This window comes from Euhalothece natronophila Z-M001, assembly GCF_007904085.1.
Lineage (GTDB): Bacteria > Cyanobacteriota > Cyanobacteriia > Cyanobacteriales > Rubidibacteraceae > Halothece > Halothece natronophila.
The window spans coordinates 694,338-720,504 of the sequence record NZ_CP042326.1; the positions used below are offsets into that span (position 1 = coordinate 694,338).

At 40.0% G+C, this 26,167-nt stretch carries 23 protein-coding genes, 2 tRNA genes and 2 pseudogenes; 17 read left to right on the forward strand and 10 right to left on the reverse strand.

Going from position 1 to position 26,167, the window contains the following annotated elements:
- Window positions 1-47 precede the first annotated feature (47 nt).
- Window positions 48-257 (reverse strand): hypothetical protein, encoded by a 210-nt coding sequence (locus tag FRE64_RS03205; RefSeq protein ID WP_146294639.1) that lies wholly within the window; start codon window positions 255-257, stop codon window positions 48-50.
- A gap of 184 nt (window positions 258-441) precedes the next feature.
- On the opposite strand from FRE64_RS03205, the gene psbA reads away from it, so the two are divergent.
- The gene (psbA, locus tag FRE64_RS03210; RefSeq protein ID WP_146294640.1) at window positions 442-1,524 is read left to right on the forward strand and encodes a photosystem II q(b) protein; all 1,083 of its coding nucleotides are present in this window, start codon (window positions 442-444) and stop codon (window positions 1,522-1,524) included.
- Window positions 1,525-1,608: 84 nt separating this feature from the next.
- On the opposite strand, the gene FRE64_RS03215 is transcribed toward psbA, so the two are convergent.
- Window positions 1,609-3,009, reverse strand: a complete 1,401-nt coding sequence (locus FRE64_RS03215) for an MFS transporter (protein ID WP_146294641.1) — start codon at window positions 3,007-3,009, stop codon at window positions 1,609-1,611.
- Window positions 3,010-3,320: 311 nt separating this feature from the next.
- Between FRE64_RS03215 and FRE64_RS03220 the strand changes: the two genes are divergently transcribed.
- Window positions 3,321-4,655 carry an MFS transporter gene (locus FRE64_RS03220; protein WP_146294642.1) on the forward strand — a complete coding sequence of 445 codons (1,335 nt, stop codon included), beginning with the start codon at window positions 3,321-3,323 and terminating at the stop codon, window positions 4,653-4,655.
- Window positions 4,656-4,746: 91 nt separating this feature from the next.
- Here FRE64_RS03220 and FRE64_RS03225 read toward each other — a convergent pair whose 3' ends face one another.
- Complete coding sequence (locus FRE64_RS03225) at window positions 4,747-6,732, reverse strand: FAD-dependent oxidoreductase (protein WP_146294643.1); 1,986 nt, start codon at window positions 6,730-6,732, stop codon at window positions 4,747-4,749.
- Between the two features lie 122 nt (window positions 6,733-6,854).
- Here FRE64_RS03225 and FRE64_RS03230 point away from each other — a divergent pair, with 122 nt between their 5' ends.
- Complete coding sequence (locus tag FRE64_RS03230) at window positions 6,855-7,097, forward strand: hypothetical protein (RefSeq protein ID WP_146294644.1); 243 nt, start codon at window positions 6,855-6,857, stop codon at window positions 7,095-7,097.
- A 33-nt stretch (window positions 7,098-7,130) separates the two neighbouring features.
- Here the strand turns inward: FRE64_RS03230 and FRE64_RS03235 are convergent, their stop codons facing one another.
- Genes FRE64_RS03235 through FRE64_RS03245 form a run of 3 tightly spaced genes read right to left on the reverse strand, consistent with a single transcriptional unit; the run spans window position 7,131 to window position 9,541 of the window.
- Window positions 7,131-7,646 (reverse strand): hypothetical protein, encoded by a 516-nt coding sequence (locus tag FRE64_RS03235; RefSeq protein WP_146294645.1) that lies wholly within the window; start codon window positions 7,644-7,646, stop codon window positions 7,131-7,133.
- A 31-nt stretch (window positions 7,647-7,677) separates the two neighbouring features.
- The gene (gene cobU / locus FRE64_RS03240; protein WP_315862639.1) at window positions 7,678-8,217 is read right to left on the reverse strand and encodes a bifunctional adenosylcobinamide kinase/adenosylcobinamide-phosphate guanylyltransferase; all 540 of its coding nucleotides are present in this window, start codon (window positions 8,215-8,217) and stop codon (window positions 7,678-7,680) included.
- A 58-nt stretch (window positions 8,218-8,275) separates the two neighbouring features.
- Entirely contained in the window at window positions 8,276-9,541 is a 1,266-nt protein-coding gene (locus FRE64_RS03245) for a proton extrusion protein PcxA (protein ID WP_146294647.1), read from the reverse strand.
- A gap of 246 nt (window positions 9,542-9,787) precedes the next feature.
- Between FRE64_RS03245 and FRE64_RS03250 the strand changes: the two genes are divergently transcribed.
- From FRE64_RS03250 to FRE64_RS03265, 4 genes are all read left to right on the forward strand, one after another.
- Entirely contained in the window at window positions 9,788-11,851 is a 2,064-nt protein-coding gene (locus tag FRE64_RS03250; RefSeq protein WP_146294648.1) for a hypothetical protein, read from the forward strand.
- A 144-nt stretch (window positions 11,852-11,995) separates the two neighbouring features.
- The gene (locus tag FRE64_RS03255; protein WP_146297262.1) at window positions 11,996-13,003 is read left to right on the forward strand and encodes a hemolysin family protein; all 1,008 of its coding nucleotides are present in this window, start codon (window positions 11,996-11,998) and stop codon (window positions 13,001-13,003) included.
- 67 nt (window positions 13,004-13,070) lie between these two features.
- Window positions 13,071-13,153 (forward strand) — tRNA-Tyr (locus FRE64_RS03260).
- 8 nt (window positions 13,154-13,161) lie between these two features.
- Window positions 13,162-13,233 (forward strand) — tRNA-Thr (locus tag FRE64_RS03265).
- Between the two features lie 1,273 nt (window positions 13,234-14,506).
- On the opposite strand, the gene cas12k is transcribed toward FRE64_RS03265, so the two are convergent.
- Window positions 14,507-16,372 carry a type V CRISPR-associated protein Cas12k gene (cas12k, locus tag FRE64_RS03270; RefSeq protein ID WP_146294649.1) on the reverse strand — a complete coding sequence of 622 codons (1,866 nt, stop codon included), beginning with the start codon at window positions 16,370-16,372 and terminating at the stop codon, window positions 14,507-14,509.
- Window positions 16,373-16,439: 67 nt separating this feature from the next.
- Here cas12k and FRE64_RS03275 point away from each other — a divergent pair, with 67 nt between their 5' ends.
- The 3 genes from FRE64_RS03275 (at window position 16,440) to FRE64_RS03285 (ending at window position 18,363) form a co-directional block, all read left to right on the forward strand.
- Window positions 16,440-16,877, forward strand: coding sequence for a MerR family transcriptional regulator (locus FRE64_RS03275; RefSeq protein ID WP_146294650.1), 438 nt, complete (start codon window positions 16,440-16,442; stop codon window positions 16,875-16,877).
- A gap of 214 nt (window positions 16,878-17,091) precedes the next feature.
- Window positions 17,092-17,574 (forward strand): hypothetical protein, encoded by a 483-nt coding sequence (locus FRE64_RS03280; protein ID WP_146294651.1) that lies wholly within the window; start codon window positions 17,092-17,094, stop codon window positions 17,572-17,574.
- Window positions 17,575-17,583: 9 nt separating this feature from the next.
- Window positions 17,584-18,363: a DUF1828 domain-containing protein gene (locus FRE64_RS03285; protein WP_146294652.1), complete on the forward strand. Its 780-nt coding sequence runs from the start codon at window positions 17,584-17,586 to the stop codon at window positions 18,361-18,363.
- Here the strand turns inward: FRE64_RS03285 and FRE64_RS03290 are convergent.
- Both FRE64_RS03290 and FRE64_RS03295 read right to left on the reverse strand, forming a co-directional pair.
- On the reverse strand, window positions 18,360-18,689 hold the full coding sequence (locus FRE64_RS03290) for a M48 metallopeptidase family protein (RefSeq protein ID WP_146294653.1): 330 nt from the start codon (window positions 18,687-18,689) through the stop codon (window positions 18,360-18,362). The genes FRE64_RS03285 and FRE64_RS03290 overlap by 4 nt on opposite strands.
- A 14-nt stretch (window positions 18,690-18,703) precedes the next feature.
- Window positions 18,704-19,078: a hypothetical protein gene (locus tag FRE64_RS03295; RefSeq protein WP_146294654.1), complete on the reverse strand. Its 375-nt coding sequence runs from the start codon at window positions 19,076-19,078 to the stop codon at window positions 18,704-18,706.
- 148 nt (window positions 19,079-19,226) lie between these two features.
- On the opposite strand from FRE64_RS03295, the pseudogene FRE64_RS03300 reads away from it, so the two are divergent.
- A pseudogene (locus tag FRE64_RS03300) lies at window positions 19,227-19,370 on the forward strand (IS701 family transposase); the annotation flags it as partial.
- 213 nt (window positions 19,371-19,583) lie between these two features.
- Here FRE64_RS03300 and FRE64_RS17380 read toward each other — a convergent pair.
- Window positions 19,584-19,784 (reverse strand): annotated as a pseudogene (locus tag FRE64_RS17380) (transposase); the annotation flags it as partial.
- A 123-nt stretch (window positions 19,785-19,907) separates the two neighbouring features.
- Between FRE64_RS17380 and FRE64_RS03310 the strand changes: the two are divergent.
- The 6 genes from FRE64_RS03310 to FRE64_RS03335 all read left to right on the forward strand — a co-directional run bounded on the left by FRE64_RS03310 (window position 19,908) and on the right by FRE64_RS03335 (window position 26,087).
- On the forward strand, window positions 19,908-20,216 hold the full coding sequence (locus FRE64_RS03310; protein ID WP_246140383.1) for a reverse transcriptase domain-containing protein: 309 nt from the start codon (window positions 19,908-19,910) through the stop codon (window positions 20,214-20,216).
- A gap of 533 nt (window positions 20,217-20,749) precedes the next feature.
- A complete protein-coding gene (locus FRE64_RS03315; RefSeq protein ID WP_146294656.1) occupies window positions 20,750-23,029 on the forward strand; it encodes a heavy metal translocating P-type ATPase in 2,280 nt (759 codons plus the stop codon).
- Window positions 23,030-23,150: 121 nt separating this feature from the next.
- On the forward strand, window positions 23,151-23,360 hold the full coding sequence (locus FRE64_RS17385) for a hypothetical protein (protein WP_186708954.1): 210 nt from the start codon (window positions 23,151-23,153) through the stop codon (window positions 23,358-23,360).
- A 150-nt stretch (window positions 23,361-23,510) separates the two neighbouring features.
- The gene (locus tag FRE64_RS03325; protein ID WP_146294657.1) at window positions 23,511-23,741 is read left to right on the forward strand and encodes a TIGR02450 family Trp-rich protein; all 231 of its coding nucleotides are present in this window, start codon (window positions 23,511-23,513) and stop codon (window positions 23,739-23,741) included.
- A 20-nt stretch (window positions 23,742-23,761) separates the two neighbouring features.
- Window positions 23,762-24,247 (forward strand): SMC-Scp complex subunit ScpB, encoded by a 486-nt coding sequence (gene scpB, locus FRE64_RS03330; RefSeq protein ID WP_146294658.1) that lies wholly within the window; start codon window positions 23,762-23,764, stop codon window positions 24,245-24,247.
- A gap of 352 nt (window positions 24,248-24,599) precedes the next feature.
- A complete protein-coding gene (locus tag FRE64_RS03335) occupies window positions 24,600-26,087 on the forward strand; it encodes an ammonium transporter (RefSeq protein ID WP_146294659.1) in 1,488 nt (495 codons plus the stop codon).
- The last annotated feature ends 80 nt before the right edge of the window (window positions 26,088-26,167 follow it).

Here is a 26,167-nt window from a genome sequence, read left to right on the forward strand (position 1 = left end):
GTCATTATATCGATTACTGCCTTTATAAGAAGGGAAGCATAGAATTTTTATGCTTTAATTTCTATATCGTTATGTTGCTCTAGATGAAGAATGGGTAAACGATCACCACGGAAAATTTCTTCACTAGCTTCTCCTAAACTAGTTAATCCATCTAACAGCGATCGCGATCCGAATAATGCCCCTAAAAAAGGAACAGTTAATAAACTGAGAGCAAGTTCAGTTTGTTCTGGCTTTTGCTGATTTGTCGATTCTGTCATAATGGCGCTCCAATTGTAGGCTCTTGATTAAATATAAGTTTTGCTTATGACTCTTATTAGTTAAAAAAATCTTTACAAAACTTGACATTAATCTAATCAAAGTAATATAGTGGTTTGTAATGCGTTAAATAAAAACGCTAAATTATATCCATCTTATCTTGTCGAAAACGGACTTATATCCAATATGACAACCACCTTACAACAACAGCAAAGCCAAAACGTTTGGGAACGGTTTTGCCAGTGGGTGACCAGCACCAACAACCGCCTTTACATCGGCTGGTTCGGTGTCTTAATGATCCCCACCCTCTTAACCGCAACCACCTGCTTCATCATCGCCTTCATCGCAGCACCTCCTGTAGATATCGACGGCATTCGTGAACCCGTAGCTGGTTCTCTCCTCTACGGAAACAACATCATCTCTGGAGCAGTAGTTCCCTCCTCCAACGCCATCGGACTGCACTTCTATCCCATCTGGGAAGCAGCTAGCCTTGACGAATGGCTCTACAACGGTGGCCCCTATCAGCTCATCGCCTTCCACTTCTTAATCGGAGTCTTCTGCTACCTCGGACGTGAGTGGGAACTCTCCTATCGTTTAGGAATGCGCCCCTGGATTTGCGTAGCCTTCTCCGCACCAGTAGCAGCAGCCACCGCAGTCTTCTTAATCTATCCCATCGGACAAGGAAGCTTCTCCGACGGAATGCCCTTAGGAATCAGTGGAACCTTCAACTTCATGTTCGTGTTCCAAGCTGAGCACAACATCTTAATGCACCCCTTCCATATGCTCGGTGTTGCCGGGGTATTCGGAGGCGCCTTATTCTCCGCCATGCACGGTTCTCTCGTTACCTCCAGCTTAGTACGTGAGACCACCGAAAACGAAAGCCAAAACAACGGCTACAAATTCGGACAAGAAGAAGAAACCTACAACATCGTTGCAGCCCACGGTTACTTTGGTCGCTTAATCTTCCAATACGCCAGCTTCAACAACAGCCGTAGCCTCCACTTCTTCTTAGCAGCGTGGCCAGTCATCGGAATCTGGTTTACCGCGTTAGGTGTAAGCACCATGGCGTTCAACCTCAACGGATTCAACTTCAACCAGTCGGTAATTGACAGTCAAGGACGTGTCATCAACACTTGGGCAGACGTATTAAACCGCGCGAACCTCGGATTTGAGGTCATGCACGAACGTAACGCTCATAACTTCCCCTTAGACTTAGCCTCTGGTGAAGCGACTCCTGTTGCCATGCAAGCACCTGAAATCAATGGCTAATCTCTAATTAGTTAGTTCGATTTCACCCCCTCTTTCGGGAGGGGGTTTTTTGCTGATTCTTAGAGCTCATCAGCAATAAATCGATTATTCCTTAGCGGGTTCAGCGGCTAATTTGGGTGTTTTGCCAACGGTTTGTGACTCTTTTGCCACATCCTTAACCCACTGTACTAAAACTGCAGCAATCACCATAGATACGCCACCAACAGCAAGAGCAAAGATGCGATTATTACTTAAAAGGTTGTCCATCACCCAGCCCAAACCTAAAGCCGCGATAATTTGGGGGATAACAATAAAAGCATTGAAAATTCCCATGTAAATTCCTGTATCCCTCATCGGTAAAACATCTGAGAGCATAGAATAAGGCATAGTTAAAGCACTCGCCCACGCTAACCCAAAACAAGCCATAGGGATTAATAGTAAATAATGATTCTCTACCAATAGCAGGGAAATTAAACCAGCGCCCCCACAGAATAAACTAAAAGCATGGGTAGTTTTACGACTGGTTGCAGCAGCAATGCGAGAGAGAAATAGAGAATAAATAAAACAAACTACATTGTATAGAGCAATACAAATTCCAGCCCATTCAATGCCTTGTTGGTAGAGAGGAGAACTTTCTGTTGTGGCGCCAAAAATTTCATGTCCCACGGCTGGGGGAAAATAGAGAAAGACACAAAAAATGCCTAACCAGGTGAAAAACTGCACCCAAGCTAACTGTTTCATCAACTCAGGCATAGTACGAACCTTATCAAAAATGCCTTTAATGATGCCAAAAACCCCACCTGTATTTTCTTGGCGGTTTTTCAGGGCCTCTAAATCTTGTGGCGGATATTCTTTCGTGGTGAAAACTGTCCATAAGACAGTGCCTAAAAATACTGCTGCTCCAACGTAATAGGAGATTTTGACGGTACTAGGAATTTCCCCTTCTGGGGTGACCACTTGATTAAAGCCAAACCAATGATTAAGAATCCAAGGGCAAATGGAAGCCATCACTGCTCCCAAGCCAATGAAAAACGCTTGCATCCCAAAACCAAGAGTCCGTTGATTTTTGGGGACTAAGTCAGAAACAAAAGCCCGAAATGGCTCCATACTAATATTGACAGAGGTATCGAGCATCCATAAGGCTCCCGCTGCCATCCATAAACTAGAAGAGTTAGGCATTATAATCAGGGCTATGGAACTAAGAATCGCGCCCAAGAGGAAATAGGGTCGTCTGCGCCCTAATCTTGTCCAAGTGCGGTCACTCATGTAGCCAATAATGGGCTGTGCGATTAACCCACTCATGGGAGCGGCTAACCATAAAATGGGGATTTGTTCAGGATTGGCTCCTAAATATTCATAAATGGCACTGGTATTTGCCATTTGTAATGTCCAACCGAACTGAATTCCGAAGAAGCCAAAACTCATATTCCAGAGTTGGACAAAACCAAGGGGGGCTTTTTTAAATCTTTTTTGCCAGTTTTTAATTTTTTGGACGTTTTGTCTCATACAAGGTTGATATTAGACTCTCAATTCGTCAACTACAAAATATAGTGATTCCAAGTAAAAACCATATATTCAGTAATGTTTAATGACAGAATATGCCTTTAACCTTGTTGTACAGAACTGAATTGGAATAACTGTAGTGAACTCGGTAATAATGTATCAAGACAAGCGGATTACTGAGTTTAGGGAGCTTTTGCCATTTCAGGTTCGGAAAACCCTTTTCCCTAAAGCAGACAGTGAGCAGAAGTGGTTTTTAGCATTATTTCAAGAGAGGTAATTGTCTAAGTAGTAAGTAAGAAAAGGGAAGAAAGGCTATGAGTGAGGAGGAATTGCTGTCTAAAACTGAGCCGTTACCAAAACAAAACTTAAATCAAGAGGAGTTATCTTCTCCAACTTCTGAGGAAAAGGTAATCAATCAAACGGAACAACCAAGTTCGGTTCAGGAAAATTCAAATTCTCTCTTAGAACTACAATTTAGCGATTTACGGATTAAACTGCAAATTGGCTTTGCTTTTCTTACGTTTGTGCTACTTGGTGCCAATGATGCCGCGATCGGTGTTTTGCTTCCTCATTGGGGAAGTTATTACAACGTAGATAAAGCGATGCTGAGTTTAGTGTTTTTTGCTGGCTCTTTGGGTTATTTAGTGGCAGCCTTAAATAGTAATTTCTTATTCCGAAAGTTAGGGAATGTTAAATTTCTATCTTTGGGTAAGGCAGCCTTTTTAAGTGGCGTTATAATTTTTTGCTTTCAACCTCCTCTTTATCTAATTCTCACTGTTCCCTTTCTGTTAGGATTTGGCGCGGCAATTCTAGAGGCAGCCTTAAATGCTCATCTGACTAAATTCCCCAATAAAAGTGTTTTGCTAAACTACCTTCATTCCTTTTATGGAGTAGGTGCTCTCCTCAGCCCTTTTCTCGCGTCTCAAATTTTAGAAGCTGATTGGCGTTGGAGCGTTATTTATTTTGGTATTTCTGCCCTCAGTCTAATTCTCTTAATTAGTATGCGTTGGTTATTTACTAGTGCAGATCGAGGTAACTCTAATAGCGACTCAGAAAATACACCAGTAGAAAGCCCGTTGAGATACCGATTTGTTTGGTTATTTGCCTTCTTTTTGCTCTTCTATGCCGGTGCAGAAATTAGCTTAGGGAATTGGAGTTATAGTTTTCTCACGCAATATCGTCATGAAGATAATGTGCTAGCTGGTTGGTTAATGAGTGGGTATTGGTTCGGGTTAACAGTAGGGCGAGTTTGTATTGGCCCCTTGACCAATAAATTAGGAACTCGAAAAATTATTAATCTCTGTTTAGTGGGAGTAATGATTGGGGTTTTTACCTTAATTTTCATGAGCTTCAGTATTACTAGTGCCTTTGGTTTATTACTAACAGGGTTTTGTCTTGGCCCCATTTTACCCACAGCTTTAGCCTTTTTATCAAATATTATTCCTTCCTATCTTTTAACAGGTGCAATTAGTTTTATTGCTAGCTTGGGTAGTCTTGGGAAAGCATTTTTTCCTTGGATTGCTGGCAATATTGCTGATAATTTAGGCTTAGAAATGTTTTTACCTTATATTATCGTGCTCACTGCATTAATGATCACTTTATGGGCTCTCATTCTTGCTCGTGAGAATCAAAGTTATGCCAATTCTTGATAGCAACTAGAGAGATATGCCATTTTCAGTTAGGAATTTTTCTCTAATTGGTATTAGCCCCCTTTTCCAAGAGGGCAGTTATTAGAAAGGATTAACGCCAATCATCCCAATCATTGTTAAAGATAGAAGTATCGGGAAAGGCAGTGGGATTGCCGTTATCTTCTAACCGTCGCTTCAACCCTTGCAATTGCTCATTAGAATAGAAGCGTCCATCAACTAATTCATAAGGATAGACATCTTCTTCTAAGGCAAAAGCAGCAGTTGTCCCGGCAGCAGCACCCACTGACCATTCAAAAGAATGCACCCGATAAGCCGCAGCGGCAATATTACTGGTAGCAATACTTTTACCTGCAATGAGGAAGTTATCAATGTCTTGGGGAATTAAGGCGCGTAAGGGAATTTGGAAGGGATAGGCTTGCCCCTCAGCCCGTCTGGTTCCTTCTCGTTCAGTGTTACCCGGTTTTTCTGGAGGATGTTCGGTCATACAGGGATGAAAATCAATGGCATAGTGACCAATGCCCACTGAGTCGGGATAAATGCGCGATCGCGCTCTTTGGTCTGTGTCTTCTCCTAACATCGCAGCGATCGCCTCAGTTCCAGCTAATTCCTGTTTTAGCCACTGGTATTCACTATCAGATAGGGTTTCTTGATAATACTCATCGGTCAGATCATTACGGGTGATATCCACTTCCCAGATCGTAAAGCCATCAGGATAACCTTCTCCTTCCCGTCCAATAATCCGTCGCCCTTCCCGAATATAGGGATACTTAGACAAGCCATGTTCCGTTCCCATTGGAGAATCTAACCCACTCAAGAAGCGATTATTCGGATGAGGCTCTTTAAACTCATCTCCTAATTGGGAATCGGTGGTTCCTGCTACTAACCAGTGAAAATATCCTAAAGCGTGTTCTTCTCCTCTTCTGAGAGTTTCGGTGCGTAATCCTCCCATCCAGCCACCGGGAGATAATTGTCCAGACTCTTCTAGTTGTTCTCGGGTATAAATGAAATTATCCTCAGCAGTGCCAGGACGATAATCATTTCCCCAAGTCCAATTCTGCATGGAAATATCTCCAGGGGTAGGCTTAGTGAAACCAATCCCGCCAAAACGGTCTTGTTCCCCTGTTTCTGGACTCCATAAGCGACGATAAGTAAAGACTAAATCAAAACTTGCCAACCGTTCTAACTCGTAGCTGTAATAGGGCTCATACTGGGCATAAAAATCAGGCTCAGGGTGATCTTGTGGTTCTTCTGTCGCCTCCATCGCAAAGGTATAGGTAAAGCCTTGGGTACAATAGCGATCACCACTTTCAGTCACTGAAGAAGGTTCAAGATGAGAACGGGGATCAAGACCTAAACGATAAGGAACATCTGCTAATCCTACTAATTCCCCAGTTTCGGTAGCATCAATCACATACCAATCATCATCTTGGGGCATAAATTCGATAATGGTTTTCTTGAACTGATCAGAATCTTCATACTGATACCAATCTTCGATGGTTTCCGAGAGATGATAGGTATTGAGAGGAGGCGCGTCGTCAGTGGGTTCATGTTGAATCCCAATTACTCTCTCCATGAGAGTTCCATCAGCATTCAAATCTAAATCCTTAACCACAGTAGATGGGAACCATTTGAGTGTTCCTTGTCCTTCCCTTTCCGCATCTTCTAACTGAGATTGAAGCATAGAGTGAGCATCATCAGGGAAAAAGCAAGATAGACTTACCCAACAGTCCCCAGGATTTAATTCTCCATAATAATCTTCAATCCGCTCGCGCAATTCAAGATATCCTTGAGGGAAGAAGAATTGTTCCCGTTGAGTGGGGCGTTCATCTAGTGCCGAAGTTCCTTGAGAGGAAATTTGCCCCCCCAGCCAATCAGTTATTTCTGTAACACAAACCGTTTTTCCAGCTAAAAGACCTTCATAAGCAGCAGCAGCACCAGCTAAGCCACCACCAGCGACAAAGATATCACAAGTGACAGTCTCATCAGGAGAAGGAACTGCTGCGGTAGCAGGACGAGAAATGGCGGTACTAGTAACAGCAAATACAAGCGAAAAAGCAGAAATTAAACGCAGTGACATAACAAGTTCAGATTACTTCTAGTAAACACTGATCATACAACAATAGAGAGTTTTAAGAGTTAGTTGCATAAAGCATGAGTTTTCTACCTATGGGAGAAGTGAAGGTAAGAAAATAGGAGGAAATGATGAAACTCTTAAACCAACGCCAAATCAAAAATATTCTCGGCTTAGTTCTCTTAGCCACTCCCTTAACCTTATCAGCTACCGCCATGAGTGCTGAAGCTGCCAGTTCTTCTAGTTTGCGCGATCGCGCTGTTGAAACTAATACCCATACTAAAGCAGAGGAAGGAAGTGACAAATACGCTTACCATCGTCGTGGCTGTGGTCATCGTTCGCGCCGTCGCCCCCCCAAAAAATGGTGGTAATTGAACCTAAACACTAACCAAGATTTGAGCAGTTTAATTTCTAGGCTGCTCTTTTTCTGATTTTTGGGGTTTGGGAAAATTCGGAGATTTTTGGTTAGTGGTTTCTAGATTTGCCCGAATCTCATCGAGATTTGCTTCTTCTTCTTTTAAGCGACTGGACAACTGACTCAGATGCTTTTGGTTATCAATAGGAAGATGAGGTTTAGGAAGCTCATCATTCGGCCAATTTTCTAAATCTATGCAAGGACAAGGACCCGTTTTTGCCCCAGAGTGTTTTAACGGAATGGGCATTTGACAACGGGCACAAGAATTTAATTCCCAATCAGAAGTTAATAACTCTTCTACGGTTTGTTCAGTTCCCTGTAAGTAACATTGCCCCGTAGCAGCAGAAAGAATTTCTTCCCAGCAGGACTCAAATTCTGAGGAAAATTTCTCCTGCTGTAACACAGAGGTTGGTTGTCTAGTTTCTCGACCGTTCTTAATATAAACTTTTTTTCCTGCTAAAAACCAATAGGCAAGATAGTTTTTTACTTGTTGTTGAGAAGCCATAATATTAATATTCCTAGATTAAGTTGATTTGCTATAGGGGGTAGCCTATAGCTTTTAAGGGTAGGGCATAACCGCCAGTAATTAAGTAAACTTCTGCTGCATTTTCTCCAATTTGACGCGTTAAATTTCCTAAGCGATCGCGAAATACCCGTCCACTTTTATAAGCTGGAATAACCCCCCAGCCTGTCTCTTCTCCCACTAAAATTACTTGGGAAGAAGTTTGTTGTAAGGTATCTAAAAAATGAGTGAGAGTCACCTCCCATTCTGCTTCTGTCTCAACCAGTAAATTTGCCACCCAAGTGCCAAGAGAATCTATTAATAGGCAATCTTGTGCTGTTCCTTGTGCAATAAATTCAGCTAAAGCAGTGGGAATTTCTTGAGTTTGCCAAGAAGTAGGACGACGAGAAGCGTGTTTTTGTAGCTTTTTTTGCCATCCTGGATCATTGGGATCAGCGATCGCGGTTGCTACATAAGTAACAGGGTGATTAGACTGTTTTGCCAGTTTCTCAGCCCATTCACTTTTGCCAGAATTCGCTGGCCCTAAAACTAGGGTAACTTGATTTTTTGCCACTGCTATTAATATTCTACGGTAATTTAACTACAGTTTCCATCCTACTTTTAATTTTTTATCATTCATTCATATTTCGATAAGTAGCGACAGCTGAGGGGGAAATTCGGTTAAGATAGCGAAAAATCCAATATTTAAAGATCGTATCTAGAATTACTGGAAATGTTGCAATAAAAATAAAATTAAATTCTCGATTTTCTGGCAAACCAAAATGTCGGGATATTTGTTCTAAAATAACTTCCCAGCCATGAGGAGAATGATAACCAACAAAAATATCCGTGGACAGAATAATAATAAAAGCTTTAGCAGAATCACTTAACCCATAAACAAATTCATCAATAAATGACTTGAGTACCGCAATTTCTTCTCGGCTTCGATAAATAATAATTGTAAAAGCAATTACTGAACAAATATCAGCAATAATATTCTCAATAGCATTTAAGCTACGATAACGATAATATTCAGCAATTTCTCGTGCTTTTTCTCTCACTTTTTCTTCCATTTCAGCCTCAGACATTTCAGGTTGCATCCCTAAAATTTCTTCAAAACGTAATGTTTCTTCAAAGTGTTGTAGTTCTTGTAATGCCTCTTCCCGAAAGTCTCGATTAATAAATAAGACTTGTTGATCTTCTTGAACAAAATAATGTTCAGCGATAGGTGCAATAATAAAATTTTTAGTAATTTGATGAGTTAATAGCGGCACAATAATTAGGATTAATAAAAACCGAATTGAGATAGCTGTTTTATCCCGAGAACTGCGAAAATTCCTAATTACTTCTTCTTCAGCATCAGAAGACTTTTCGACCTCTCGCTTAATTCGATTAAGAGTTCTTAACAGCGATCGCGGTAAAACACTAGTTTGGTCAGAGATAGTTCTTGGCTTTGATGATCGCTCCTGATTGGCAATATTGCTTAATTTTTGCTGTTGTTCTTTTGGAGGTTGCTTAATATTTTTTCCTGATTCTAATTTTTCATAAGTGGAAATTATGTCCTCAGCAACATTTAGTTTCTCGATAATTAAATCAGTATTCTTAAAATATTGATTACGAGGGTAATCTTGGGCTGCCCAACGTAAAAAGGAGCGACTTTCCTTGAACTTTTTCAGATTATCACCAACAATTCGTAAATTACGATTAACCTCTTGCTCAAAATAAGAAAAAACTTCATCTGAATAAGAACTATTTTTCTGTTGGATAGGTTGTTGTTCAAAATACTCATCTTCAATGAGTTTAATCATTAAAGCCGCTTGATAAGCCTTCTCTAAACTTTCTTCAGGAGATTCAGAGAACCACGGCACAAATTGACGAATTTTTCTTGGTAAATACATTCAATATGCTAATTTGTTATGGATTACTGTTGATTTATTTGTAATAATATCTTAGTTAATTAAAAGAATAAAATTGAAACAAATTGACACCATGACTCACTTAATAATTCCAATAACAATCAATAACCACGAAATAACCACGAACAAATAACAAACATTATAATAGATAAAAATTTTATCGTGCCGAACTCACTTTTAAGATAAGCTGGAAAATAGAAGTATTTAGGGGAATTTTAACAAATATACATGGCAGTAAAACACGCCAGTTGGATCGTTGGTGATGCTAGAAGTGGTAAAACGACCTATTTAGTCGAAAATTTTCAGCAATGGGTACAACAGAAGCAAAATGCCATAGAGGATCAAAGCCAAGCGCAATGGATGCCTTCTGTGATTGTCCTTGCTGCTAATCATAACACTGCCGAGCAACTGAGCCAGAAATTAACTCATGCTGGTTATCCGATTGCGACTAAAACCCCTCTTGGCTTCATGGAAGAAGAGGTTAACTTATTCTTTCCTCTTTGCTGTGAAATTTTAAGCCTAACTCCCAAATTTCCCTTAAAATTACGCCCTGAAACCGAACAAACTCTTGCTAGCAGTTTCTGGCATTCTGCTTGGCCAGAAGCCATAATTCCAAATGGGAAAGTGGAGTCTCGCCTTGTTCGAACCACCTTAGATATTTTACAGCTTGCTGGTGCTAGTGGCACGCCACTAGAGGAAATTGCTACTCGCTTGAGTGTTACTCTCTCGGAAGAAGAAAAAGCTTTAATTGGCGATGAAGCATTAATCCCTTTAATGGCAGAATTAATAGTTAACTGGCGAGATTGGTGCTTAAAACAAGGATTTCTCACCTATGGGTTAATTTACTACCTTTATGGACAAGTTTTGTTAACTCATCCCTTTTATCAAGCCTATTTGCAAGACTACTATCAGGGAATATTTGCTGATGATGTGGATGATTATCCCGCGATCGCGCAACATTTAGCCAGTCTTTTTTTACAGAATCATGCCAAAGCCGCTTTTACCTTTAACCCTAATGGTAAAATCCGTTTAGGACTTGGAGCCGACCCTGATGCTTGGGAAAAATTAGCCAGTGATTGTGAGATCATTCGCCTTACCCCTTCTCCTTCTCTAGACTCTCCCCCACAAGCGATTGCCCCTATTCTAGAGATGATTGCTAATCCACAAATTGTCAAGCCTCTTCCTCCCTGTATTCACCAGATTGAAACCTCCTCGCGTTCTCAACTTTTAAGAGAAACTGCCAAAACCATTATTAAGCTTATTGAAGAAGAAAATATTTCGCCTACAGACATTGCCATCATTGCCCCAGGTTTAGACGAAATAGCTCGTTATACCCTGATTAAGATTCTAAGCGATCACTCTCAACCGGTTAACCCACTCAGGGAACAACGTCCTCTGATCGCCTCTTCTTTAGTTCGCGCCCTTCTCAGCGTAACTTGTTTGATTTATCCCAATTTAGGGCGATTTTTAACGAATCATGATGTTGCTGAGATGCTAATTATCTTAACAGAACATTCCTCTCACCCCATTGATCCAGTACGCGCTGGATTAATTGCTGATTATTGTTATCAAGCTGATCCCAATGCGCCTCAGTTGTTAGAAATTCAAAATTTTCCTCGCTGGGATCGAATTGGTTATAAAGCTGAAACTGCTTACAACCAACTTCGCCATTGGATAGAAGAAAAAAAAGCCCAAGAAAATCCAATGTCTGTAACGGGTTTACTCAATGAGGCTATTACTAAATTTCTCTGGAAGGGAAATAATATTTCAGTGGCAAATTTAGCTAATCTTAAAGCTTTAACAGAAACCACCCAACATTATTGGGAGGTAGAAGAAAGAATTGCTCAGCAAGAAAGCAAGTTTTCTACAGAAAGTGATCTCATGGCTAACTTTATTCAACTGCTAAAACAGGGAACAATTACCGCTAACCCAGATCCTAATTCTTCTTTAGAATCTGATTTTCCCCAAGGCGTTACGATTGCTAATATTTTTCAATATCGCTCCCATCGTATCTCTCATGGTTATCAATTTTGGCTCGATATTGGATCAAGTTTATGGGAACAACCGGGAGTAGCTAATCTTTTTGCCTCTTCTGCCTTTATTCAGCAGAATCCTTATACTGATTCAACCTCAGAAGATAATGCCCATTTGCAACGGATCATTAATGATTTATTAGGAAGAGCCACTAAAAACGTTTATTTATGTCATAGTGATTTAGCTGTTAATGGCACGGAACAAAATGGGATACTATTAAGTTTATTATCTGCGCCCAATACGATCAAAAGTCATTGATTATTGATTGAGTGAATTGCCAATTCTTAAAAACTAGCTGTGTTTAATATTATTAATTTGAATTTTCCAACCCTTTTAGCGAATGTTTCAGAAGCACAACCTTTATTAGGTAAGGCTTGGCTTGATTTAGTTGTTATTACTTTCATGTTCGTTATATCCGGATTTTTTTCAGGATCAGAAACAGCAATTACAGCTTTTGATAATTTAAAACTACGAGGATTAATTAAGGAAAAAGGTGATCCTAGAGGAACATTTCGCTTAGTTTTAGAAAATCGAACGCGGTTCATTATCACACTTTTACTGGGTAATAATTTAGTTAATAATTTTGCCGCTGTTCTTACTAGTAATTTATTTGCAATTTGGTTAGGTAATGCTGGGTTAGGAATTGCCACTGCTGTAGTTACTATTATTGTTCTGATTTTTGCTGAAATTACTCCCAAGTCTTTAGCGATTAATAATGTGATGGCAATTTTTAAATTGGTCGTTGGTCCAATTTATTTATTGTCAAGACTTCTTTCATGTTTTGGTATTATTTATCTCTTTGAAAATATTGCTCAATGGACTGTTAAGTTATTTCAAAAATTACTGAGTAATAATGATCAGCAAGGAGAATCATTAACAGATTTACAGTTGATGATTGAATTATTAGGGGGGAAAGGAAAACTCGATCTGTATAAGCACCAGTTATTGCATAAAGCACTGATGTTAGATCAGCTAAGTGCAAAAGATGTGGTTAAACCGAGAATTGCGATGCGGACAATTTCTCATCAAGCAACCTTACAGGAGTTGGTGGAATTTTGTTTAGAAACTGGGTATTCTCGTGTTCCAGTACAGGGAGAATCAAAAGATGAAATTGTGGGGATTATGAACTTAAAACAAGCCTTACAATATTTGCATAACCTTCCGCAAGATGCCAGTCAACAAGTATTAGTAACTGAAGTAATGACTCCCCCCACCTATATTCCTGAAACCAAGCAGGTGGCGAGTACCTTAAAGGAAATGTTACAACAACGACTTCATATTGTGATTGTGGTTGATGAATATGGGGGAACTGTTGGATTATTGACCCTTGAGGATATTCTAGAGGAGTTGGTTGGAGAAATTTATGATGAAAGTGATCTGCCTCGTTCTCGCCAGCAACGGAGAATTTAAAAAAAATCCGCGATCGCGCTTGCTATCTTGAGACCCCTGTGCTAGTATTAATAATTGCGTGGAAAACGGGTCGGTGCCCGAGTGGTTAATGGGGGCGGACTGTAAATTCGCTGGCTATCGCCTACGTTGGTTCAAATCCAACCCGGCCCACTACCCACGCCCGTGTAGCTCAGCGGTAGAGCACACCCTTGGTAAGGGTGAGGTCACGAGTTCAAGTCTCGTCACGGGCTTACAAAAGTTAGTAGGTGTACATTCACTAATTATTTGTCATCGGTAACAGATTAGTGTCGTCTTAACAAATTATTTGTCGTTATTACTAAAATTGTCGTTAGATCGCTAGTCTTGAAAAATTAGCTTTACAATAGAGTTTCGACTATTTTAACCGGTTATCAAAGAAATTTTTAATCTCTCTCCCGTTGCAATAGCTAGTCGAAACCTAAAAGCTAAACTTGAACTCGTGACCTCTTTCAATCCATCTCTAATTTTAATTGATGGATTCCTTCTTGCTCGAAGGTGATTCAGTAGCTATTCTATGATTAGCCCATCCCCCTATTGCTGGGAGCGCACCTACCTCGTAAGATCAAAGTACAAGACCTATTCTTTTACGAGTTAATCATTTCTACAAAATTGGCAGAAATCAGCATCAGGGTGAATCGCTACTAGGGTCAGAAAGCACACCTACTTCTAGTAGATAAACTAACCCAAATTTTTCACAGTTCAGAGGCTCAAACTTGAGCATGACCAACGGCGCGATTAGATTTATATAGATTTATATAGATTTATATTTCATATAAATGCCTTAGGAAGGATTATCTTTCAATCAATCTTAAGGGCAAAACCTTATTGCAACCCCAATCTTTATTTCCATTTTTAATGAAATGCACTTTCAATCAATCTTAAGGGCAAAACCTTATTGCAACTAAGAGGATAATCCGTAAGATAGTATAGGTTTTCCTTTCAATCAATCTTAAGGGCAAAACCTTATTGCAACCGCGCCTTTCAAAAGCACTGTCACACAAGGGTTCTAAAGGCAGTTTGCGCGAGTCTCAACTAAAACTGAATTCTCTGGTCAAAGAAATACTAGAGATTATTAATCAAAAAGGCTGAAACGCCCGTCAGTGAAGACATAAAGAAAGTGCGCGAATCCCTCTAGAAAATTCTCTTGGTTCAAAAAGCCTCAAACCAAGTCCTCAAGGTGATTCCCCCTTGCTCGGAGGTGGTTCAGTCGCTGTCACAGCAGTTAGCCCGCGCCCTTTTTGCTGGGAGCGCACCGACCCGATCGAAATTGATCAGTTAATCATCCCTACTCAAAAGTAGAAATCAGCATCAGGGTGGACGGCGACTAGGGTCAGAAAGCACACCTACTTCTAGCAGGCAAACTAACCCACATTTTTCGCAGTTCAGAGGCTTAAAGTTAAGCATGACCTGCGGCGCGATTAATAATTTTATTGTATTGTCAAGGTTCAGAAGAAAACAAGGATTTTAATAATTTTTTACAAAAAATCAACGAGCTTGATAAGCTAAAATTGCGATTTCTTTGGCTTCCTCTTGAGGAGAACCTCGAATCGTTTGTTGATTTTGCTCAATAGTAATTCCTCCTTGATTAGCTTTGGTTTTAATTTGTTCAATTAATCTGCCATAACTCCACTGATGAACTTCAATTCGGTATTGTTTAGCATATTGTTTCTGTCCTTCGAGATAACCAGGAACTTTCTGTTCGGCTCGCATCTTGACTTCAGTTTGAATTAACTCACGGAGATTTTCAAGTTTGGGTAGAACAATACTTCCCACTTGATAAGTTTGAGCAACTTTAACAATTGCTTTTGCGATTAAATGATCAATATATTCTCCTAGCTCAGAATTTTTTAGCTGATTAGTGGCAAACTTTTTCTGATTTTTATGCCGTTGATGGGATTGCTTTTTCTTGGTTTGGCGTTGTCGATTGAGTAATTTATAGTTCTCACCTAATAGTTGTTTGATACTGCGATAAGTGATTGCTTTTCCAGTTGTACCATCAACGATCGCGATCGTGGCAGGTTTCTCTAATCTAAAAGCTACCCCAAGAAGGAGATGAGGTTGACCTTGATAGAGAGGTTTACTAGGACGGGGATAAGAATGCTTCAAGCGATCGCGCGTTGTTTGTTTACGCTTAATAAAGGCTTCTTGAGTTTGAGTTAAATTATCTTTCTCCTCCATGTTCGTGAGAATTTTAGTAATTTCATCACTTTTTTCCTGTTTGACTTGTTCAGTTCCTTCTGCTGTCCATAAGCGAGTATCAACTGTACACTGCAATGTTAAATAGTTAATCTGCCAAGGCTGACCTTTAGCTGTACCTTCTTGCCACAAAATACGGGCGGAACGAAGAGTAAATAAGCTACTAGAATGGTGCTTTTTGCTGGCTCGTTTGGTTTCCTGATCTTCGTAAAATCGTTGAAACCACTTGAGTTGTCTTTGGTCACAATAAATTTGAAATGTCTGCTTACTTAAGCCACTAAACCGAACACAAAGGCGACCTTTTTCGTTTTTACTCCACGTTAAATCCTCATTGGTTTCGTAACTGATGGGAAAGGGAACAGATTTGGGCTTAGTCAGTAAGATATTTTGCCAAGATTTGAATTGTTCTTTATCTTTGGGAACGGTATTCGCTGCGGTGAGTAAGGTTTCTAACCATTGTTCCCCAGTTAAATCTCGTCCTTTGGGTAAACTGCTTTCGATTTGCTTGGTTAATCGTTCAACTTTGATTTCTGCTTTACGTCGTCGTTGAGCGAATTTTTCAGGGTCTTCTTCCTCTTTAGGAAGTTTACAATTGTTTTTGAGAAGGTACGCGATCGCGCTCCGAGTTAAACTATCTTCTGCATTGTCATGAGCATCAAACAGACTTTTTCCATAACTATTTTTTTGCTTTTTCGATTTCTTTTTGCTCTTACTTGTAGAAGGCTGAAGAGAGGCAAGGATTTCACTGGCTTGATGGCGAAGTGTCTTTAAAGAACACTCTGCTTGGGTACAGAGTTCTTGATCACTTTTGAGAATTTCTAACCAGCGTTTTTGACCATTGAGCCTCCATTGCAAGCGTTGCTGTAGGGCAAGCCAAGATTGATAAATATATTCCACCAACTTAGTCGCGCTGGTATAAAATCTTGCTGGTTGACCAATGAAGCGAGAATCTTCTTTTAAAGGCTTACAGAGTTGGCTAACGATTCCCCCAGGAAGTTTTCCTTTCTGTCGCCAAGTTTCAAATTCAGGATGTTCCGCTACCTGTTTTAGCAGTTCGTTGATTAACGGCGTATTCTGTTGCGCCATTAACTGCCAAAGCTGATGGCGAGTGTCTTCGCTGGCAACAAGGCGACATTGAATCGTTATTTGGCTCATCTTTTATATCAAGCCTGTTTAATAAAAACACAAATGTATTATAACGGAATTTTATAAAATTGACGATATGAACAAACAATTTTTCACTAGCCGAGAAGCCGCTCAAATTACAGGTTGTTCCCTTCGTCAATTGCAGTATTGGCGGGAAAAAGAGGTGGTTGTACCAACAATTGCGGGGACGGGGACAGGACGTAGTGTGTACTACTCCTATTCCGAGTTGGTGGAACTTAAGCTGATGGAATCTTGGTTAGCGATTGGTTTTAGCTTTGACCGTTCAAGGATGCTTCTGGATAAGTTGAGGTTTTATAAGGATAAGTTTGATTATTTAAATCCTGAAACAACTGATCGAGTAATGTTCTATTGGAATCCTGATTGGGAGCGTTTATTATTAGACCCTTTTGAGCGCGATCGCGCTATTGAATGTCTGGATCAAGGATTAGCCGTCATTCCGTTATGGTTTGATCAAATTCATCATCAGTTACGTCTTAAGCTAAAATATTCTTGAAAAATCATGTAAATATATGATTCCTAAAAGTAGGATAAGCAAAACCTATAAAAGGTATAACCTCATGTTATCTTTATATTATTTCAGATATAAAGCAAGCCTGAAATCTGCTGGAGTGTTAATTTATTATGTGTAATACAAATAGTTTATCAAAACTCTTAGAATACATTTTTTCAATTTCTTATTCTTAATTTAGTATTAATTAAAGTGAATAGTGGCTAGATATTCAGATGTAGAAATTGACAATTTTATAAATGAGCCTAAACCATTACCATCAAACTTTAAATCTAAAATTAAACTAAAATGCTGCAAGAGTTCTAAACAAGGAAGCTTAGAAATTGCATCCAAGTATGGAAATAAATTTACAGTTATTTTACGCCAGAGCAATTTCAATCGTTTAGATTTTTCAATAATTGTAGCTTTTAAACCCAGTAACTCAAACAAATTGTTTCACTTGAAACGTTATGATGGTAAATCTCACGAACACACTAATCCTATCGAAGACGAAAAATTTTATGACTTTCATATTCATACTGCTACAGAGCGATATCAAAACTATGGAAATGGAGAAGAAGATAAATATGCTTATCAAACAGATAGATTTAGTAATTATCAAAAAGCCTTTGAATGTATGTTAAAAGATTGTAATTTTATTTTGCCTTCTCAAATGCAGTTAGAGCTAGATATTTTTGATTAGTTTAAAGCGATGCTTACAGACACAGTAATACAGGATTTTAAAAGAAAAGTCTGTGAAGAAGTCCGTCTATTAGAAGAGGGAAATAATCGTTTTCGTGTTTTCACTCCTTTCCGCTTTGATGATGGAGATCATTTAAGTATTGTTCTAAAAAAAGAAGATAATGAATGGCTTATATCTGATGAAGGTCATACTTATCTACATCTTAGCTATAAAATCCATCCTAATGATTTGTTCAGTGGAACGCGATGGGAAATTATTGAATCTACTCTCGCTGAATTTCAAGTAGAAGATAGATTGGGTGAACTAATCATGAGAGTTGAAAATGATAGATATGGAAATGCTTTTTATAATTTTACTCAAGCCTTAATTAAAATTTCTGACATTACTTATTTATCAAGAGAAAGGGTTAAATCTACATTTTATGAAGATTTTAAGGCTTTAATCGAGGAAAATATTCCAAAAGAAAGATATGATTTTGAATGGCATGACGAACAAGTTGATCCCGAAGGAGTTTACACTGTTGACTGTCATATCAACAATCTAGCTACTCCTTTGTACCTCTATGCTATCAATAGCGATAATAAAATGAAAGATACTGCTATTTCTATATTTCAATTTGAAAAATGGGATAAAATATTTAAGCCTGTTGCAATATTTGAAGATGAGACTAAAATGACTAAAAAAGCCTTAAAAAAATTCTCTAAAATTTGTACAAAACAATTTCCTAGTTTAGAGAACAACCAAGCAAACATTATTGAATATTTAAAGAAACAGTTACAGTCAGTCTAGTTCTTCGACTTCATACGATCGCGCACAATCTCCTTTAACTCTTTCTCATAGGATTGATAATCTCCTAGATGGGCTTCCATTAAACATTGCCATAATCTCCCGTGATTGGGAATTTGTAGGTGTAAGAGTTCATGGACGATCGCGTAATCTTGTAAATGGGGAGGCAACTCTAATAAAGAACTATCAAAAGTTAAGCGTCCTGTAGAAGAACAAGATGCCCACTTGTTTCGCATGGATCGCAGTGTAATGAATTCAACAGAAACTTCCAATTTTTCTGCCCATTCCCACACTTTTTTCTTAAAGTTTGCTTTACTCTCTGATACCATACAGTTTTTTGATTTTATAGGGCTTGGTCTAATTTGGTAAAGACCTGTTCCACGATCGCGGTGACTGCTTCTAAGTCATCCATTTCAGCATAAATTGCAAAGGTTACTTTTTTCCTTAACTCTCTTAATTCTCCCTCACTATTTTGCCAGTTAGGATATTGGATAAAGGCTTCTCTAATTTTATTGCTTACTGCTTGCGGGTCTTCAATTCCTGCGTTTTCCAAAATTTGATAAACAAAATAACTTAAACTATCAAATCCTTTTCTGGCTTGTTCTTGTTTGCGTTTTTCGTCTCGCTCAATTTCTTGTAAGAGAACATCTAGAGTGTCTTGGGTACTGGTTTGACGATTTTCAAATTTATCTTGAATAGCTTTCGCTCGTTCTGCCATTGCGATTAAAAAGGGATCGTCACTATTTTCTTCAGCATTTCTGTCAATACTTTTGATTAAATTAATAACTTTAGCCCTCTTTTGTCACTTTCCGAGAAAAATGATAAGAAAAGAAAAGTAAGAACAAAGAGGGAAGCGACTGCTCATGATGGATGTAGCATTACAGATTCGTCAACACCTACCGCGAGATCCAGAACCTACTAGCGCGATCGTAGACAACTATTGTGCTTACTATCAAGACCTGTTTCAAGATGTGAGAAATTATGAATGCTTTAAATTTTTACATTTAGGGACTTGCGAAAAAATGAATTACCCAGGAAACTAGAAGAGATGATATTGGTAATACCATTTCTAAAAACCTACACTACAGTAAGAGCTTTTTGTAGGTAATCCCAATTGGTTAGAGAGATGATAGTTTTCGGTGTAATTTTCTTTAAAATAGTTCTTACTTCTTCCTTAAGTTCTTCCAGTTCTTCAGAGACTGTTCCTAAAATAAACCTTAAGACTAAGCTGAAGATATAGCTAACCGTTTCAACATAAGACGAGTCATCGCCATTTCTATAAGAGCTTCACTGATTTCTGGCAATTTTTCTGAATCAATGACTAACCGTCGATTCTGAACTAGCCAGGCAAATGTTCGTTCCACGACCCATCGTCGGGGAAGTACCTCGAAAGCTTTACTCGAACGCTTAACTACTTCGATGGTATTAATACCTTCCCCACGTTTCGGAGAAAAATTCGGGCGTGGCTTAACGCGGGTGTTATGGATGGCAAGGAGTTGTTCCCAACATCTGAGGGTACGCCTCAAGGTGGAGTCATCTCTCCATGATTGGCTAATATCGCTCTCCGCGGGATGGAAAACGAAATTAAAAACCTAGCAGAGAGTATGTCTGTGATAAGACCCGATAGGAAATTAGCAGGCAGAAAGCAAAAAAGGTCAGCAATAAGCCTCATTCGTTATGCCGATGACTTTGTGATTCTTCATGAAGACATAACCGTCGTCCATAGATGTCAAGAGGTAATTTCCAAATGGCTAGCAAATATGGGGTTGGAACTAAAACCGAGCAAGACCAGAATCGCCCACACCCTTGAAAATTATCAAAAAGAAAAAGCTGGACTTTTGCGACTTCGGGTATAAATCCGATGGTGCTGATAAAGCACTCACAAACAGCAATCGTCCGCCATGTCAAAGTGACATACTCCCCAACCAATCTTTTGATGTGGTTGGGGCTTCTCACCAACTCCACCTATCGGTTCGGATACGAGTCGGAGCTTTATTTTACTTCTCCCGGATGCCCCTCGGTTGAAGGTTTAAGAAGTTAATTCTGTATTGTCAGCAGTAGGTGGCGATTAGCTCTTGGTTATATGCCTACTTGATTTTTTATCTTACCACAACTGGGCTGATTCATGAGGGGCTGTCATCTGGGGTCTCCCCAGATGTTTATACGCCCCGTCTACCGACTAAATTAAAATTGACGAGTGACCCTGCGCCGTCGTACGGCGCAAAGGAACGCGCGAGTTGTAGTCGTAGGATTCTCAGCCCTCATGCTAAAATACATAATTATAAGTTATATATTATAGTTTTATATTTATTTTTACTTATCTCTATAGACTCTCCCCTCGACTGGAGGATTTAGAATAAAGTCATCAACCTGCTGACGGGAGTTAGTGATGACTACAAACAAGTTAGAACAGGAAACAACTACTCTGAAATTAGAGGGAATGAGTTGTGCTGGTTGCGCCAGTGCTATTGAGAAAGCAATTAGTAATGTCTCAGGAGTTGAAACTTGTGATGTTAATTTTGGCGCAGAACAAGCAACAGTAGGATTTAACCCTGAAACAACCAATGTAGAGCGTATCCAAAAAGCCGTAGCAGATGCTGGCTATGGGGCTTCTGTTTATTCCCAAGATGATTGGTTGGGAGGGCAACAAGATGAGGAGAAAGCCAAACAAGAAGCTGCCACCAAGGATTTAAAACGTAAAACCATTGTTGGGGGCATTATCTCCGCAATTCTTATGGTGGGTGGACTCCCGATGATGACAGGTTTAGATATCCCTTGGATTCCTCATTGGTTACATAATTTCTGGTTACAGTTGGTGTTAACAACCCCTGTGCAATTTTGGTGTGGGGCTTCTTTTTATCGCAATAGCTGGAAGGCTTTTAAAAATCGGGCTGCCACAATGGATACTTTAATTGCATTGGGAACCAGTGCAGCTTATTTTTATTCTCTATTTGTCACCCTGTTTTCAGGGGTGTTACGTGAGCAAGGAATTACCCCCGAAGTTTATTATGAAACCTCTGCTGTTATTATTACGATGATTCTGTTGGGGAACTTCTTTGAACTACGGGCGCGTGATAAAACCTCAGAAGCGATCCGTAAACTAATGAGCTTACAAGCTCGTTCGGCGCGTGTGATTCGGGATGGTGAAGTGCAAGATATTCCCATTGAGGCGGTACAAATTGGTGATGTAGTTGTGGTACGCCCTGGGGAGAAAATTCCTGTGGATGGGGAAGTGATTGAAGGGGGATCAACCGTTGATGAAAGTATGGTGACGGGGGAAAGTATGCCTGTACAAAAACAGGCTGGTGATGAGGTTGTGGGGGCAACGATTAATAAAACAGGAAGTTTTCAATTTCGGGCCACCCGAGTGGGGAAAGATACCGTATTAGCCCAAATTGTGCATTTAGTTCAGGAAGCTCAAGGATCAAAAGCCCCGATTCAAAATTTAGCGGATCAGATTACTGGTTGGTTTGTTCCAGCAGTGATCGCGATCGCGCTTTTGACTTTTATCATCTGGTTTAACGCTATGGGGAATCTTACCCTTGGCATTATTAATATGGTTGCTGTTCTCATTATTGCCTGTCCTTGCACCCTTGGGTTAGCCACGCCTACCTCAATCATGGTGGGAACAGGAAAAGGGGCGGAAAATGGCATTTTAATTAAAGGGGCAGAAAGTTTACAAATTGCCCATGAACTCAATACCATTGTTTTCGATAAAACGGGAACGTTAACCGTCGGAAAACCAAAAGTAACTGATTTTGTAACCACGATTGGTAATGATGGCAAGAAAGAGTTAAAGTTACTGCGCTTAGTTGCTTTAGTAGAACAACAGTCAGAACACCCCCTAGCTGAAGCGGTGGTAGAGTATGCCCAATCCCAAGGGATACAGTTAGAAGAAACTATCCAAAACTTTAATGCCATTCCCGGAAGCGGTGTAGAAGCGACCGTTTCTGATCGATGGTTACAAATTGGCACCGCCCGTTGGTTAAAAGAAGAAATTGGTATTAATACGGATTTCTTTAGCGATCAAGCCCAGCAGTGGGAAGCAGAGGGCAAAACCGTGATTTGGATTGCCGTAGATGGTGAGTTACAAGGTCTGATCGCCTTAGCGGATACCGTTAAACCTGCTTCTACCGAGGCAGTGAAAGCCCTCCGAAATTTAGGGTTAGAAGTGGTAATGATTACTGGGGATAATGAAACTACTGCAAACGCGATCGCGCGACAAGTGGGGATTCCTCGCGTCATGGCACAAGTTCGCCCTGATCAAAAAGCAGAACAAATTGTCGCCCTCCAAAAGGAAGGAAAACGGGTTGCTATGGTAGGAGATGGCATTAATGATGCCCCAGCCTTAGCCCAAGCTGATGTGGGAATTGCCATTGGCACTGGCACCGATATTGCCATTACTGCCTCTGATATTACGTTGATTTCAGGGGACTTACAAGGTGTAGTAACTGCGATTCAACTAAGTCGCGCCACTATCCGTAATATTCGGCAAAATCTCTTTTTCGCCTTTGTCTATAATGTTGCAGGGATTCCCATTGCTGCAGGAATTTTATATCCCTTCTTGGGTTTATTATTAAATCCGATTATTGCGGGAGCGGCGATGGCGTTTAGTTCCGTTTCTGTGGTGTCTAATGCCCTACGCCTACGGAATTTTAAGCCCAGTTAAAATGATTTTCAATCCAATACATCGGGTTAACGGGAGTGGGAGCATCCTGCTCCTTAGTAGCAGCCGAGATATCTTCACTACAGAACTTTATTGGAAGAACTATAAGAGATAATTAAAGATTATGAAACAAAATATTTTTTGGTCAACAGTAATTGGCTCTACGTTTCTTTTCACTAGCTTATTTCCGACGACAGTAATGGCGGAAGAGAGCAATCGTTTCCAGCAAGTAGAACAACCCTTAGCAACAAAAATTCTAGTAACGGTAGGAGGAGTAGGATTAATTGGCTTAGAATTATGGTGGTTTTTAGGAAGCAATAATAAGAAAGAATAATATTAACTTCCTCATCTTGTCTAATTGATCCTTTAACAACTGTTACCAAGGAAAACCCATTGATTAACTTTTTGACCAGCAATCCTGATCATTTTTGCTACCAGAAACGGGCAATGTGACAATTAAGGGTGCGGAATTTGGGTCTTAAATATGTCAAAAAAACAAAAATTTCCACATTTAGTGGGTTCTAAATGGACAGCACAGCAAAAAACTTGGGGATGGCGACATTTTGAGGTGGTTAATCGAAAAAATCAGGGAAAATGGGTATTTGCAGAAATGGTAGCTTCTTGTGATCCTGATGTAAGATTTTGGATTAATGCCCAACAATTAAAAGATCAAAATTTATGGCAACCTGGTTGGAAGCCATTAAAGGAATTATAGGAATTACGAAGAATTAACGCATGAATGAGCCTCGGTTAGCTACCAAGATTGAAGCAATTTTATACTTAAAAGCCCAACCCCTGTCCTTAAAAGAAGTAAGTGAATATACACAACGCGATCGCGCTGAAGTGGAAGACGCAATTCTAGAACTCATGTCCGACTATGCCCATCGAGATAGTGCCTTAGAGGTGGTGGAAACCCCAAATGGCTATAGTTTACAATTACGCTCTACTTATCAAAATATCTTACAAGACTTAGTTCCAGCAGAACTCGGAGTCGGAGCTTTAAGAACTCTAGCCGCGATCGCGCTAAAAAACCCGATTCGACAAACCGATTTAATTGAGCTACGAGGAAGCAGTGCTTATCAGCAAGTCCAAGAATTAGTAGAGCTAGAATTGGTCAAAAAGCGCAGAGAAGGGCGTTCTTACTGGCTTGAAGTAACCGAAAAATTTTATCAATATTTTGAAATTGACAACATTAATGAGCAATTACTCATGAATAATTAGGCTTGTTGTAGCCTTTATTGATTTTGTAAGTAATTTCAGTCACTAAAGATAATGCAAAATAAGTAAATAGACCACCGAAACAGTTAGCTGATCGTGCCTTCATCAGTTTTGCCATTAGACACTTTTCCCCTGAAGCCCCTATTCTATCTCACTTTCTTTAAGTGAAATCTATTGCGATTGAGTAAAATTGTATTCTCTAATACAGAAAAATTCATGAAAAAAATACAGAATTTGGGCGATTGCAATGATTAAATTGAATAAATACAGTAAATGCCCCTTGACTTTTTGACAGATCAAGGATTTATTGTCTAATTTCGAGTTCACCTACATAGATGAGGAAATTTCAGTAACAATGTCTCAAAGCAAACAAAAGCAGGGAACTGGCTCTAACAAGCCCTCTCTGTGGCAATCACCGTTATTTCAACCCTTACGAGTGATCACTCGTTCCTTTTCTCCCTATTGGCTAGCTTGTATTCCCTTAGCCGCGCTTATTATTGTGCTTTGGGATACAGCAGCTCATGCTCAAGATTTTGAAGGTCCTGATAGTGTTGAAGAACTCAGAGCCGTTTTAGATTCCATTTTCTTACTTTTTGCCTCAGTTCTCGTTATTTTTATGAACGCTGGCTTCGGGATGCTAGAAACTGGCTTCTCTCGTCAGAAAAATGCAGTTAACATTCTCTCGAAAAACTTAATTGTATTTGCGGTAGCCACCATTGCTTATTGGGCAATTGGCTTTGCCTTTATGTATGGAGGCGCAGAAGGAAATCCCTTTATTGGCACTTCTGGCTTCTTCTTTGCTAATGAAGCTGCTCCTTATGGTGATCCAGAGTATCCAGAGGGGGTTCCCATTGCCATTTCCTTTTTATTCCAAGTTGCCTTTGCCGCTACCGCTGCCACCATTGTTTCTGGGGCAGTTGCTGAACGGGTAAAATTTGGCCCCTTTTTAACATTTAGTTTCCTCTTAGTTGCCATTTCTTATCCCATTACGGGTCGTTGGGGCTGGGATGAGCTCGGATGGCTCGGTGAAATGGAGTTTAATGACTTTGCAGGCTCAACCATTGTTCACTCCGTAGGAGGCTGGGCTGCTTTAGTGGGTGCATTTTTGATTGGCCCCCGTACTGGAAAATATCGGGAGGAGGGTGGTACTAATGCCATTCCTGGTCATAATATGAGTATTGCTACCCTTGGTTGCTTAATTTTATGGATTGGCTGGTTTGGCTTTAATCCCGGCTCAGAATTAGCCGCAACAGCAAATGTTCCTTATATCGCGCTGACTACTAACTTATCGGCGGCAGCAGGGGGAGTCACCGCAACTGCCACATCTTGGCTCCGAGATAAAAAACCTGACTTATCCATGATTATTAACGGTATTCTTGCTGGGTTAGTTGGCATCACAGCAGGTTGTGCTTCAGTCAATTACATTTCAGCAATCATTATTGGTGGTATTGCAGGGGTGATTGTTGTTTTCTCCGTTAGTTTCTTCGATAAGATAAAAATTGATGATCCCGTCGGGGCAATTTCGGTTCACCTCGTTTGTGGTGCTTGGGGAACATTTGCTGTAGGAATCTTTGATGGCGGTACTAATCCCATTACTCAAATCATTGGTATTTTAGCGATTGGGGCATTTACCGTGGTCTTTAGCGGAATTGTCTGGGGAATTCTCAAAGCAACTGTTGGGATTCGTGTTAGTGCTGAAGAAGAAGTACAAGGACTTGATATTGGCGAACACGGTATGGAAGCCTACAGTGGTTTTGTGAAAGAAGCTGATGTGTTAACAGGCGGTTTCAGCAGTTCCATGAGTAGCAAGGGTGAGGAATTTCCTCGCGGTTCTGAGGGCTAGTCTGAATCAACATACGTTAATATACGAAGGGCAGGTTCTCACCTGCTTTTTTTCTTTGTTGTCTCATTCAGCAAGCAGGT

Coding starts and splice junctions, on each gene's coding strand:
- FRE64_RS17385 (WP_186708954.1), top strand. CDS start 23,151: ATGAAACAAAATATTTTTTGGTCAACAGTAATTGGCTCTACGTTTCTT.
- FRE64_RS03285 (WP_146294652.1), top strand. CDS start 17,584: ATGCTTACAGACACAGTAATACAGGATTTTAAAAGAAAAGTCTGTGAA.
- psbA (WP_146294640.1), top strand. CDS start 442: ATGACAACCACCTTACAACAACAGCAAAGCCAAAACGTTTGGGAACGG.
- FRE64_RS03235 (WP_146294645.1), bottom strand. CDS start 7,646: ATGGCTTCTCAACAACAAGTAAAAAACTATCTTGCCTATTGGTTTTTA.
- FRE64_RS03255 (WP_146297262.1), top strand. CDS start 11,996: ATGTTCGTTATATCCGGATTTTTTTCAGGATCAGAAACAGCAATTACA.
- FRE64_RS03325 (WP_146294657.1), top strand. CDS start 23,511: ATGTCAAAAAAACAAAAATTTCCACATTTAGTGGGTTCTAAATGGACA.
- FRE64_RS03225 (WP_146294643.1), bottom strand. CDS start 6,732: ATGTCACTGCGTTTAATTTCTGCTTTTTCGCTTGTATTTGCTGTTACT.
- FRE64_RS03205 (WP_146294639.1), bottom strand. CDS start 257: ATGACAGAATCGACAAATCAGCAAAAGCCAGAACAAACTGAACTTGCT.
- FRE64_RS03315 (WP_146294656.1), top strand. CDS start 20,750: ATGACTACAAACAAGTTAGAACAGGAAACAACTACTCTGAAATTAGAG.
- FRE64_RS03245 (WP_146294647.1), bottom strand. CDS start 9,541: ATGTATTTACCAAGAAAAATTCGTCAATTTGTGCCGTGGTTCTCTGAA.
- FRE64_RS03275 (WP_146294650.1), top strand. CDS start 16,440: ATGAACAAACAATTTTTCACTAGCCGAGAAGCCGCTCAAATTACAGGT.
- FRE64_RS03290 (WP_146294653.1), bottom strand. CDS start 18,689: ATGGTATCAGAGAGTAAAGCAAACTTTAAGAAAAAAGTGTGGGAATGG.
- FRE64_RS03335 (WP_146294659.1), top strand. CDS start 24,600: ATGTCTCAAAGCAAACAAAAGCAGGGAACTGGCTCTAACAAGCCCTCT.
- FRE64_RS03220 (WP_146294642.1), top strand. CDS start 3,321: ATGAGTGAGGAGGAATTGCTGTCTAAAACTGAGCCGTTACCAAAACAA.
- FRE64_RS03230 (WP_146294644.1), top strand. CDS start 6,855: ATGATGAAACTCTTAAACCAACGCCAAATCAAAAATATTCTCGGCTTA.
- FRE64_RS03215 (WP_146294641.1), bottom strand. CDS start 3,009: ATGAGACAAAACGTCCAAAAAATTAAAAACTGGCAAAAAAGATTTAAA.
- FRE64_RS03250 (WP_146294648.1), top strand. CDS start 9,788: ATGGCAGTAAAACACGCCAGTTGGATCGTTGGTGATGCTAGAAGTGGT.
- cas12k (WP_146294649.1), bottom strand. CDS start 16,372: ATGAGCCAAATAACGATTCAATGTCGCCTTGTTGCCAGCGAAGACACT.
- FRE64_RS03295 (WP_146294654.1), bottom strand. CDS start 19,078: ATGGCAGAACGAGCGAAAGCTATTCAAGATAAATTTGAAAATCGTCAA.
- scpB (WP_146294658.1), top strand. CDS start 23,762: ATGAATGAGCCTCGGTTAGCTACCAAGATTGAAGCAATTTTATACTTA.